The organism is Paenibacillus agricola (assembly GCF_011440305.1).
Classification (GTDB): domain Bacteria; phylum Bacillota; class Bacilli; order Paenibacillales; family NBRC-103111; genus Paenibacillus_S; species Paenibacillus_S agricola.
On record NZ_JAAOIW010000013.1, the window covers coordinates 176,962 to 189,417 of the forward strand.

11 protein-coding genes are annotated in these 12,456 nt (G+C 43.7%); 5 read left to right on the forward strand and 6 right to left on the reverse strand.

Translation table 11 applies throughout. The features are described from left to right. Positions 1 to 191 precede the first annotated feature (191 nt). The 4 genes from G9U52_RS28570 to G9U52_RS28585 all read left to right on the forward strand — a co-directional run bounded on the left by G9U52_RS28570 (position 192) and on the right by G9U52_RS28585 (position 5,206). Positions 192 to 1,121 (forward strand): ABC transporter permease, encoded by a 930-nt coding sequence (locus G9U52_RS28570; RefSeq protein ID WP_375790296.1) that lies wholly within the window; start codon positions 192 to 194, stop codon positions 1,119 to 1,121. A 70-nt stretch (positions 1,122 to 1,191) separates the two neighbouring features. After that, the gene (locus G9U52_RS28575) at positions 1,192 to 2,016 is read left to right on the forward strand and encodes a carbohydrate ABC transporter permease (protein ID WP_166154094.1); all 825 of its coding nucleotides are present in this window, start codon (positions 1,192 to 1,194) and stop codon (positions 2,014 to 2,016) included. 103 nt (positions 2,017 to 2,119) lie between these two features. Continuing rightward, positions 2,120 to 4,489, forward strand: a complete 2,370-nt coding sequence (locus G9U52_RS28580; protein WP_166154070.1) for a helix-turn-helix domain-containing protein — start codon at positions 2,120 to 2,122, stop codon at positions 4,487 to 4,489. A 96-nt stretch (positions 4,490 to 4,585) separates the two neighbouring features. Beyond that, complete coding sequence (locus tag G9U52_RS28585) at positions 4,586 to 5,206, forward strand: FMN-binding negative transcriptional regulator (RefSeq protein WP_166154071.1); 621 nt, start codon at positions 4,586 to 4,588, stop codon at positions 5,204 to 5,206. 249 nt (positions 5,207 to 5,455) lie between these two features. On the opposite strand, the gene G9U52_RS28590 is transcribed toward G9U52_RS28585, so the two are convergent. From G9U52_RS28590 to G9U52_RS28605, 4 genes are read right to left on the reverse strand one after another with little or no spacing between them, the layout of a single operon-like run. Beyond that, a complete protein-coding gene (locus G9U52_RS28590) occupies positions 5,456 to 5,605 on the reverse strand; it encodes a hypothetical protein (RefSeq protein ID WP_166154072.1) in 150 nt (49 codons plus the stop codon). Between the two features lie 47 nt (positions 5,606 to 5,652). Beyond that, positions 5,653 to 6,756 (reverse strand): GerAB/ArcD/ProY family transporter, encoded by a 1,104-nt coding sequence (locus G9U52_RS28595; RefSeq protein WP_166154073.1) that lies wholly within the window; start codon positions 6,754 to 6,756, stop codon positions 5,653 to 5,655. A gap of 13 nt (positions 6,757 to 6,769) precedes the next feature. Continuing rightward, entirely contained in the window at positions 6,770 to 7,930 is a 1,161-nt protein-coding gene (locus G9U52_RS28600) for a Ger(x)C family spore germination protein (protein ID WP_207953268.1), read from the reverse strand. Beyond that, on the reverse strand, positions 7,927 to 9,354 hold the full coding sequence (locus tag G9U52_RS28605) for a spore germination protein (protein WP_166154096.1): 1,428 nt from the start codon (positions 9,352 to 9,354) through the stop codon (positions 7,927 to 7,929). Before G9U52_RS28605 ends, G9U52_RS28600 begins: the two co-directional genes overlap by 4 nt. Before the next feature lie 514 nt (positions 9,355 to 9,868). Between G9U52_RS28605 and G9U52_RS28610 the strand changes: the two genes are divergently transcribed. Next, positions 9,869 to 10,576, forward strand: coding sequence for a DNA alkylation repair protein (locus G9U52_RS28610; protein ID WP_166154075.1), 708 nt, complete (start codon positions 9,869 to 9,871; stop codon positions 10,574 to 10,576). A gap of 725 nt (positions 10,577 to 11,301) precedes the next feature. Here G9U52_RS28610 and G9U52_RS40345 read toward each other — a convergent pair. Further along, on the reverse strand, positions 11,302 to 11,772 hold the full coding sequence (locus tag G9U52_RS40345; RefSeq protein WP_243767622.1) for a hypothetical protein: 471 nt from the start codon (positions 11,770 to 11,772) through the stop codon (positions 11,302 to 11,304). Between the two features lie 62 nt (positions 11,773 to 11,834). Then, the coding region (locus G9U52_RS40350) for a hypothetical protein (RefSeq protein ID WP_279538767.1) at positions 11,835 to 12,456 on the reverse strand (622 nt) is incomplete at its 5' end.

Here is a 12,456-nt window from a genome sequence, read left to right on the forward strand (position 1 = left end):
GCATTAGCCGAATTATGACCAATCGCTACTAATTACTCGGTTGTTCCTAGCCGGCGATTGCTAGTATAGCTTTCATAGATGGGGAGATTATCGTTTAATCTCTCCTCATCTTCCTGGCACATACAACTAGTCGAAGGGAGTGGGGAAAAGTGTCGGTTACCCAAAAGGGTCTGATTTCAGATATCATTCTGATCCCAAATAACAAAAAAACGAACACACGAACTATTATTTTTAAGGATCTGAAAAGAAATAAATTTATTTATTTAATGGCGTTACCAGTCATTGCTTATTATCTTATTTTCCACTATGGACCGATACTAGGCTTACAGATAGCTTTTAAGGACTATGGCCCAGTAGATGGAATTTGGGGAAGTCCGTGGATCGGCTTTACAAACTTTCAGGACTTCTTTGAGAGCTTTTACTTCTGGAGACTAGTCCGCAACACCATTCTGATTAACGTATATGAGCTTATGTTCGGATTTCCGGCTGCTATTATTTTGGCACTGTTGCTAAATGAAATCCGCAGCACGCTATTTAAACGGGCCGTGCAAACCATATCTTATCTGCCTCACTTCATCTCCATTGTCGTTGTCGTCGGTATGATGGTTGATTTCTTAAACCGGGACGGTTTGATCAATCAGATCATGGACTCCTTCGGTCTGGAGACGATAGCTTTCCTACAGCAGCCGGAATGGTTTCGCTTCCTGTTCGTGTCGTCAGGCGTCTGGCAGGGTATTGGCTGGGGCTCCATCATCTATTTGGCGGCCATTGCAACTATAGACCCGACTTTGTACGAAGCGGCAAAAATAGATGGGGCCGGTCGATGGAAGCAGGTCCTGCATATTACCATCCCGGGTATTATGCCGACTATCGTGATTTTGTTTATTTTAGCGCTTGGGTCTATGATGTCAGTAGGCAGCGAAAAAGTGCTGCTGATGTACAATGCCCAAACGTATGTAACCGGAGATGTGATTTCAACGTATGTTTACCGCAAAGGGATTTTGGAGGCGAACTACGGTTATACGGCTGCTGTAGGTTTGTTCAACTCGGTCATTAGCTTCATACTTATTGTTGCAGCCAATATGGTAAGTAGACGGGTCAGCGAAAATAAGCTTTGGTAAGGAGGAACTGAATGTGAGGGTTAAAACGACAGCTGGTGAAAAAAGCTTCGACTCCGTTAATATCATACTGATGCTTCTGCTTTGTGCGGTTACCTTGTATCCCTTCCTATATGTGCTGTTCGCTTCTTTAAGCGACCCAGCCCAATTGGCATCACATCGGGGCATATTAGGCAGGCCACTAGGGCTACAGTTTGAGGCCTATAAGGCTGTTTTTCAAAATCCAATGATAACAACAGGGTATGGAAATACACTACTGTATGTTATGGTGGGAACGGTTATCAATTTGTTTATGACCGCTCTCGGGGCTTATGTATTGTCACGTAGAAATCTGTATTTTAAAAATACCATTATGTTCTCTATCGTTATCACGATGGTATTCAGCGGTGGACTTATTCCTACTTATCTCGTTGTAAGTGGTCTTGGCATGGTGAATACGATGTGGGCGCTGCTCATTCCAGGCGCTATCAACACTTTCAATTTAATCATTATGCGTACCTCATTTCAAGGTGTTCCCCAGAGCTTGGAAGAATCCGCGCGAATAGACGGAGCAGGGGATTTCACCATCTTGTTCCGTGTTGTTCTTCCGCTATGCTTACCAGTTATGGCCGTAATGGTTTTATGGTACGCGGTTGGACATTGGAATTCTTACTTCAGCGCCTTGATTTATATAAGAGATCGTGAGCTCTATCCGCTGCAGCTCATTTTACGGGAAATTCTTATCTCTAATAGCACTGATAGTATGATGACGGGAAGCAGCATGGGCGATAAAATGCCGATTGGGGAAACGATCAAATACGCTACTATTATAGTCTCTACCCTGCCGATTCTCTGTTTGTACCCGTTTCTGCAAAAATATTTTGTGAAGGGCGTCCTCATTGGAGCCATAAAGGAATAAATGTAATTGCTTGTGATCATTTACTAAAAATCAAGCAGGAGTAGCAGTAATTATTCGCGAATAGGTGAAGAATAATTATTGTGTTTTTCTGGAGGTTCCGTATATGAAATTTGCCAAGCTTATACAATTTACGAAAGGGCGTAACCGGCGTACTGTATTTTTGGCTATGCTTATTTCCAATATACTAATTTTGCTCCTGCCGATGGCTATCGGAATGATTCTATATACGAAAGTGGAGCATGTTATGGTCGAGAATGCAAGCTCTTCTAATTACGCTATGCTTGAGCAGCTCAGGCAATCCGCCGACGCCCGTCTGCGTGAGGTCGAGCAGTTGGCTCAGCAGGTTACATTCAATCCGAAGCTGGCCCTGCTGCTGAATACCGATGATCCTGATCAGCAGTATAAATTCATAGAGTTTATCCGTGATCATTTGGAACGGTATCGTTTGTCAACCAGTGGCTTTATTGAGGATTATTATCTCTATTTCGCTAAAAGCGATACCGTTCTTAAACCAGGTATGAAGACGGATTCACAAACATTTTACGACCATTATTACCGGTACCCGAATATGAGCTATAACAATTGGCGCAATGACATACTTGGCACCTATCACAATATGGCTTATTTACCCGCTCAATTGCTACAGCGGGAGTTAAATGTTGGAGGTATCGACCACGCCCGTATAACCAACTCATCCAATGTGATTACTTTTGTTCAGTCTTTGCCAGTCCGAGAGGTAACGGATATTAGTGGGAGCCTGGTTGTATTAATCGCTGAAAAGCAGTTCATGGATATGTTTGCGAGCATTCAAACGGCTAATAAAAGCAGTATTTTCATCATGAATGAAAATAATGACCTTATAATGGGGACTGATCCCCAATTGATATTAAGCAAGGACATCATGGAGCATTTTCAAGTAAGTGACGGTTCGTTTGTTCATGCTGTGAACGGGGAGGAAATGATGGTTTCTTTCACATCCTCGAAGCAGGTAGGATGGAAGTATATTTCCATTATACCTATGAACTTGTATCTGGAACGTGTAAACGTGCTGAAATGGACGGCGTACTCGTTGTTTTTGTTATGCTTGTTGGTTGGCGTGATTGCTGCTTATTTACTCGCCTTCAAAAACTATTCCCCCATCAAGCAGCTGGTATGTGCTATTCAGAAGAACAAGAAGCTTCCATACGATTCTCCTGTTAGGAACGAATACACGTTTATTCAGGAGACGATTGAAGGCGCTTTCGTAGAAGAGCAAAATCTAAGGGGACTGCTGTTCCAACAGTCTCCGGTCATCAGGGCGAACTTTCTGCTCAGATTAATTCGAGGAAATTTTAAACAGTCGAAGGATTTCGGTTCTACCCTCGATTTTATGAACATCCGCTTTGTCTCTGAACAATTTGCTGTTTTGCTTGTACATGTGGATGATATTACTATGTTCACGCAGGATCAGTCGGAGCGGCAGTTGGCGCTTATTAATTTTATCATCTCTAATGTATGCACGGATCTTACCGCCAAATTACATCATGGTTATGCAGTAGAGGTACATCGTGACCGCATTGCTATTCTTATTAATTTATCAGCAGACAGAAAAAACGAAATGCTGGTGGATGACATTAAACATATAGCTAGTGAGCTGAAGGACATCATAGAAAACCGCTTTAAGCTTTTTATAACCATTGCGATCAGCAATGTACACGCTGGAATTGAACAGATAGGTGAATGCTACCGGGAAGCAATGGCTGCAATTGATCACAAAATGGTCAAAGGACAGCGTTCACTTATTTACTATGATGAGATCAAGAAGACGGAGCGGCATTACACATATCCGATTGAAACCGAGGTTCAATTGATGATTCTGGTCAAACGGGGCGATTATACAGCGGTTGAGACGGTGTTGAATAGCATTTATGAGATGAACTTTCTGTCCCAACCTATTACCCCCGAATTCGGACGTTACTTATTTTTTAACCTTGTCAGTACTCTATTGAAGATTGTAAATTCGACCAATACTCCCTATGAGAAATTTATAGATAAGGATCTTGAGGTTATCAAAAGTATTATGACCTGCGATACAGCGAAAGAAATGCTCTTTAAAACGAAAAATCTATTTAAAACACTGACCGAGTTGCTTCACACGGAACGAAGCGACTACAGTGACCAGTTGTCAGGTGAGATGGAGGCGTTTATCGCTGCTCATTTCACAGATCAAAATCTGGGTCTTCCGATGATTGCCAACCATTTCAATTTGACCCCGCAGTATATCTCGACTTTTTTCAAAAAAATGACAGGACAAAACGTATCTGATTATATAACACGAATCCGCGTCAATCATGCTAAGGAGATTTTGGGCAATAAGCATCTCACCAATGCACAAGTAGCGCGTACTGTCGGATATACGAATGATATTGTGTTTATACGTTCATTCAAGAAGCTCGAAGGAATGACCCCGGGTAAATATCGAGAACAACAATAGCGGCTGCCCTAAGATCAAACTCAAAGATTTAGATATATTTGTATGTTTATATATGATAATGTATAAATATACAGCTATATAGAGGAGGTTTTTTTTATGTACGTACCTAAGTCATTTGAGATAAATGAAAAAGAACAGATTTATGACTTGATTGAGAAAAATAGCTTCGCTATTTTATTTTCTCAAAAAGACGATCAACCTTTTGCAACTCATCTACCTTTGCTTTTGGATAGAGATGAAGGATGTTTATATGGTCATATGGCAAAAGCGAATACCCATTGGGAAAACATCGAGAGTAAAGTTTTAGTCGTATTCTCTGGAGCCCATTCATACATTTCACCATATTGGTATGAAACTCCCCAATCTGTACCAACTTGGAATTATGTTGCTGTCCATGTCTATGGGAAACTTGAGCTAATTGAGGATGACAACAAGCTGATAAAAATATTAGATGATTCGGTAACTTATTATGAATCAGGAAAGCCGAATCCTTGGAATATGAGTAAGGCAGATTTTAATTTAATTGATAGTCTATCAAAAGGTATTGTCGGATTTAAAATTGAAATAACTAATATTGAGGGTAAGTTGAAGCTCAGCCAAAACCATTCAAAGGAAAGGCAAGAGCGTGTGATAAATGCATTGGAAATGCAGGATGATGATAATTCAAAGCAGATTTCAAAGTTAATGAGGGAAAATTTAGAGAAACAGTCTCGCTGAAGAATCCCTCTATATTATTCATGCTATATACAGCTTGAAATTTTACGGATAATACCTCCTATGCGAATGGTTTGGTGAAGAGTCGAAATTACTTCCTAATGATATAATCCATCGGATGGCCTCCGTATTATGGTCTAAGTTAGTTCAAGTAACTTTTAAGACGGGGCTACCGACATGCTCGGCGTTTGTTAGTTAGAAAGAGGACGTGGACACCCGAACATTGAGCTGGAATTCGATGGGATAGCAGACTCACTGCCAATAAGTTAACATCCATGCGATGACCTTATTTAAATCGAGTGGATGCCGAACGATGATACTCCCCCAAAGTACAGCCCCCAATGTCGTAATGCTGATAAAGAGTATCGTTTCTTTCTTGTTTCCTTTATATACTCTTAACATCGTTATTCCGCCTATAAGAAACAGAACGTAAAAGAGAATCATACGGATCATGTCGCCGTTTCTCTCCCTTGTGACTGCCTTTTTTTCCGCAGCCATGAGCACACAATGAGAATGGCAGGGATCACGATAGCGTAAATTGCGATATAATTGAAGGCATACTTTCGGATCCAATCGACGTTTTCGACTATGCTTTCGAAGAAAAAGGAGTAGGCGGAAATGATCCATACCAGAGGATAGGCTACAACGGCGCGCTCTTTAACATGGAATAACTGGCATATGGCCAGTACAGCGCAATAGAACAACAGACTTAATTTAATGCAGACGATAAGAAGGATGTTCACGGAAATAACCGCTTCCAAATGATCGATGAAGTTCGTAATCTCCATTTCGCGAAAGATGATGAATACGGGATAGACGAGATGAGAACTGCGTTCAACTCCCAGAATGCCGATCGAAAAAAATACACATAAGCTTAGAAGGATTCCCGCAACGCTGATCCCCGATAGAAATGCGACATGTAATCGGCGACCGACAAATGGAAATATCATCATAAAGGCTACGATCTCCATAAAGGGAAACGCGAGGGCATAGCGGGTTTGTATCAACGTATCCCAAGGCTGAAAGGCGTAAGGAACGTTGAAGTTCCGCCAATCCCATTCTTTGATCATGACCGAGAAGGGAATCCAGAACGCCAAATTCACGTAGGTTCCCAAAAACTCGCTTACCATGGCGATCGATTCGATTCCTTTCACAACGGCATATGCGCATACAAGCAGTATCATGATATCGAAGATCGAGGGAGGCGTTCGGGGCATCAGATTAACATGCATGAAATCACTCAAGTTGCGCGTAACCCAAGATGCGAGTTGGACGAAGAAAAGGATATACAGGAGGGAAACCAATCCGCCAGCCCATTTGCCCAGCACTTGTACCGCAATCTGGACAATGCTTAATCCGGGAAATCGGCTGGACAAGAATAGCCAGAATCCTGCCAATACCAATCCGTATAGGAATGCCCACACGAAAACAAGCCAGCCGTATTGTTTGGCATCGGCAATGAGACTCCCCGGCAACAAGATAAACGAGGTCCCGATGATAAACAAAGAGGACATATTAAACAACTGCCAACCATTCAATCGCGCATTTTCCATTGGATCGCTTCCTCTATTCTAAAAGGTATGGTGTACTCGTGTTGCCGATCGTTGTCATCTTGGAGTGGACATGAATCGTGACCTTGGTCTGGCGCCACGTCATTTCATTACCGCCATTGTCTTGTATGCCTAATAGATCCCAGCCTCTGTTCGTACCCATCTGCTCATATGATTTTAGTTCTTTTTCTAACGTTTGGTTAAATTCTTTTTCGATTTGATGAAGATTCTGTAAGGTCATCTTGCTTTTTTGTTGATTGTTCATCAACCGCAGGTCGGCATATAAGTCGATCAAGAGATGGGACCCGGGCGTGTTCCACTTGCGCTGAACTTGTATGTTCTGCGCTTCGACATCAACGAAATCCCCATTGATTTTTACGGTTTCCGTACGTTGCCTGTATTTTTTATTCAAGATGAAGAACAGGTTTTTTGATTGCTCATCGAGATTGCCTACCATACGAGCATGGATGAGCACGGCTCCTCCAGAGAAGCTCATTCCGTCTTTGTTTGCATCGATTTTTTCCACTCTATCGGAATTGGAAGACGGATTCTCTCCACTATAATGAATGATGGGAATGACAATTGGCGTATGAAGATGTATTTCCCTTGCGATGTCCTTAAACCGGATTGGATATAGGCTCATACTAAAGTTAGGTTTATATTGATCCGTCAAGGAACGGATAAACCGACCCGGTATTCTGTCCAAAGGCGTAAAGCTGTTCATGATCGTGTACATTGGACTATCCGTAATAAACAAAATCACATTTGACCGCTGTTCCGGGCTGAGCTCGATAAAGTTGATGAGATCCAATATCCCTTGCCTGGCATAACGCTCGGATATGATGTAGCTCTGCAAATCGGCCATAAAAAACTTCCTAGGCATACTCATGCCGGTCTGTTCATTGAATCTTCCATGGCTATAGTCCTTGAATTGAAAATTGTATACGACAGCTTTCGCCGAAGCACCTGTTCTGGTCGACAGACTCGTTGGATTAATCACTTGGTAATAAGCGGTGAAATTTCCCGTCTCCGGATTTTTATCGACTCCAGCCAGACTAACAATCGCAAGTGAATTGATATCTTTCATATCCCAGCACCCGGCACATAATACCAGCAGTATTAGAACAATTAGGGAAGCTCTCATCTTGACATACCCTTCTTTTATTTTGTTATTCATTTTTTTGGGAACCGCTTCATCATAAACCGGGGAACCCGAACCAAGGTATCTTTCCAGTCGGAGAGAACCAACGGAGCCAACGGAGTAAAATACTTCACGCCGAATGAGCGTAAAGAGACGAGGTGCACCAATAGGAAATAAACGCCGCACATTAAACCGAACAGACCCAGGAATCCAGATAGAAACATAAATGAAAACTGTATGATTCTTTGGGAAATGCCAAAGCTATAGTTAGGGGAAACGAAGTTAGAAATGGCCGTAAGGGAAACGAAGATAACCATGGCAGGCGAGACGAACCCCGCTTCCACAGCTGCCTGACCCAACACAAGCGCTCCAACGATCGATATGGACTGGCCGGCGATACGCGGCATGCGTAAGCCCGCTTCCCGTAAGATCTCGAAGGTAACCATCATGATCATAGCTTCGACAAAAGCTGGGAAAGGCACTTCCTCTCGCTGAGCTGCCAAGCTGATTAAGAGGGAAGTTGGGAGTAATTCCTGGTGATAGCTTACGACCGCGATGTAGAGAGCCGGTACAAATATGGATAACATAAAGGCGAACATTCGAAGCCAGCGCGAAAGCGTGGCGATGTCTGCACGCTGGTAATAGTCTTCCGGAGAATTGAAGAGTTGAAAAAAGGTAATCGGCCCGACAAGAACAATCGGGGTACCGTCCGTAATAACTCCGATCTGACCCTCCACAAGCTTGGAGACGAAGGAATCCGGACGCTCCGTACTGATCAGTTGGGGAAATGGCGAGAATGTGGTGTCTTGAATCCATTCTTCGATATAAGCGCTCTCCAAAATGCTGTCCGTGTGAATGGACCTAAGACGTCGCCGAAATTCATCAACCACTTGCGCCTGAGCAACATTATCAACATAGGTCAAGTATACATTGGTCTTCGTTTCCGTCCCGATAACCAGAAGTTCAAACACCAAATGCTCGGTTTTCAACCGTTTGCGGATTAAGGCGACATTCCTTGCGATATCTTCAACGAAGCCTTCCCTGGGACCGCGAATGGAAGCCTCCGTTGTAGGTTCGGAAACGTTTCGATTTGGCACTTTGGAAACATCGTAGCTAAGATAGTAATCGCCTAAGGTAGGAATAAGAAGACAATACCCTTCAAGAAGATTACGAACGCCTACCGAGGCTTCCGAACATTCCTTCGATTGCGCATTGGGGATTAATGATTTAAGCCAATTCATGGGATCATGCGAATCTTCCCCATCCTGACTTCGTTCCATAATAGGCTTTAACATGAGTTCATCGATTTGTTCCGTAGATACGATCGTCGAGATATAGATGCAAGAAAAGCCCCAGCCAGGTTTTAGCTCGAATTCCTGGCATACAAAGTCTGGCGATTGTCCAAGCCGCTCCGTTATTTGATCGACGATGAATTTAGTAGTGCCTTTGAGATTCAGGATTGGACCCTCCTAACTAGAGATTCTTCTTATCATTATCCATTCAAGGAAATATTATGTATTTATAAGCAGTGCCAAAGAGAAAGGACATATGATATCGTCGGCCATGCGCGAAAAGTGAAAAAGTGAAAAAATGCAAGAAGCGTAGAATTCCAAAGCTCTTGTTCAAAGCTAAGACAAGAACTGGTCCCTCTTCCGATTAAGGACAAGAACATAGACCTATTTCCGGGCGAAGTTGAACTCCGTTAATTATTCAGTTAAGCTAGTATTGCCGAGTGCTATCTCCCTCGCTTCTTCAGAACCTCGCAACAGCAATAATGTGGAAGATGGCTTATAATATGTGCGCCGAAAGCAAGTCCGAGCAGGAAGTGGAAAAAGACGACTGACATTAAACTTTATCAATAGCAATGACAACGAAATACGCTATTTTTTTCTCTATAATAGAGGGATAGAGCACCTGCAATTGTTGGTGGTGTGAGGAGTCCGCAAAAAATCCAAAAGAAGGAAGTGTTTAACAATGAATGTAGAAACGGTTATGCAGGAGCTCGAAGCTCTCGGCAAGGAACGAACTAAGAAAATTTACGGATCCAATGGCGCGCACGAACCGCTTTTTGGCGTGGCTACAGGCGATATGAAGCCCATCGTTAAGAAAATTAAAAAAAATCAACCTTTGGCTGAGCAGCTATACAGCACAGGGAACTACGACGCAATGTACTTTGCCGGCATAATTGCAGACCCACAAGCAATGACTGAAGTGGATTTTGAGCGTTGGATAGATGCGGCTTATTTTTATATGCTGTCCGATTATGTGGTTGCAGTAACCTTGGCAGAAACAGATATTGCACAAGAGGTTGCCGATAAATGGATCGCAAGCGGCGAAGAACTGAGAATGTCAGCGGGCTGGAGTTGTTACTGCTGGCTTTTGGGTAATCGCCCGGACGCTGAATTTTCTGAAAGCAAAATTGCCAATATGCTTGAAATTGTGGAAAATACGATTCATGATTCTCCCGAACGAACTAAATACGCTATGAATAATTTTATTTACACAGTGGGCGTATCCTATTTGCCGCTCCATGATAAGGCGGTCGAGACCGCAAAGGCAGTAGGCCCAGTAGAAGTTAAACGGGATAAGAAAAAAAGCAGTTTCCTGCTCGCTTCCGAAAATATTCAAAAGGCAGTAGATAAAGGGCAACTTGGTTTCAAACGCAAACATGTTAGGTGTTAGACCATTGCTTCGCTATATTTGGGCAGTCAAGCCATTCACACTGCTCCCGAATTTCCGCCACAGATGGGGCATTCAAGCGTGAAGCGGACATTCGAGCGATTTTTCGGGATTTGAGATTGATCGACTCGTTCGCCTCGCCTCCATTATGCCCGATTGCTATATGTGCAGGATTTTTCTACCTCTCGTCATGCTGCTCGAATATTTCATCATGAGCACAAATTTCCAGTACAAAGATTACAGTCAATTAACCCCGCTGTTTGTCGACGGGTACGTCCCGTTATGGAAGGGAGCGCTGTTTGCTGGCACTAGTTTGGCAGAAGTTCTTTCAATCCATTCCTTAAATTCTTCCTCGAAACAAATAAATGGGTTGTCAGCAGTGGAGTATGGTACGTTGACATATCCTTCCTCCTCTTATGATATCAACAAAAACTATAGAATCGTATTGAATCATAAACTTGAGTATTGCGATTTTCTGCGATTGCTAGCAGGATTTCTATCCAAAAAATCTGCAAAGGCAAAAGCTCCCTGGGTTCCTTGAGGTTCTTGAGTGCGTCGAGGTGCTTTGCTACATCTATAGACTCCAAGTCTTTTTGTTCAAATAAAAACCTGCCCATATAAATGACAGGTCAGTTCCCTAATTGGTGATATTTTCATATATGGCAGTTCATTTCCTGAATCGTTCGCCTACCCATGTAACAATGGCGGATTACAATGCTGGAGGCTTATTAAGAAGGAATATAAGATAGACTGGCGCTAAATGATAGTTGGGTGATATCAGCAGCAGAAGGATCAGTCGATGCAAGCGTCCTGACACGAATACCAATACGATCACCCGCTGCGACTATTAATGATCCCCCGACATTTATATTGGTTGCTGTACGGAAAGTACCGGCAGTAATAATATTATTAGGAAATCCAAATATAAGCGAGCTAGTCAGTGGAGTTGTCACGTAAAATGAAGTAGGATGATCAATGCCATTATTAGGATCTGAAGATGCGACGAAAACTGTAAAATCATATTGAAGACCTAGAGTATTTATAGAAACCACAGAAGCAACTAATAAATCTGCGCTTATTTGTAGATTTTGAACTGTTCCGGCAAAAGGAATTGGGAAAGAAAAACCACCTGTCTCTGGTGGCATAGTTGATTCTCCAGAACCGTCAATAACTTCAACCGTTCTATTACCAAACCCCATTAAAATTGGAGCAGCTGATACTACTGTAGCACCACTGAGGATGATACCCGTTGAAAATGGAATTAATCCTCCAGATCCTTGAGCACCTTGAGCACCTTGAGGGCCTTGAGCACCTTGAGGACCAAGAGCACCTTGAGGGCCAAGAGCACCTTGAGGGCCAAGAGCACCTTGAGGGCCAAGGGCACCTTGAGGGCCAAGGGCACCTTGAGGGCCAAGGGCACCTTGAGGGCCAAGAGCACCTTGCGGGCCAAGAGCACCTTGCGGGCCAAGGGCACCTTGCGGGCCAAGAGCACCTTGAGGACCAAGAGCACCTTGAGGACCAAGAGCACCTTGAGGACCAAGGGCACCTTGAGGGCCAAGGGCACCTTGAGGACCAAGAGCACCTTGAGGACCAAGGGCACCTTGAGGGCCAAGGGCACCTTGCGGGCCAAGAGCACCTTGCGGGCCAAGAGCACCTTGAGGACCAAGGGCACCTTGAGGACCAAGGGCACCTTGAGGGCCAAGGGCACCTTGAGGGCCAAGAGCACCTTGAGGGCCAAGAGCACCTTGAGGGCCAAGAGCACCTTGCGGGCCAAGAGCACCTTGCGGGCCAAGAGCACCTTGCGGGCCAAGAGCACCTTGCGGGCCAAGAGCACCTTGCGGGCCAAGAGCACCTTGCGGGCCAAGAGCACCTTGCGGGCCAAG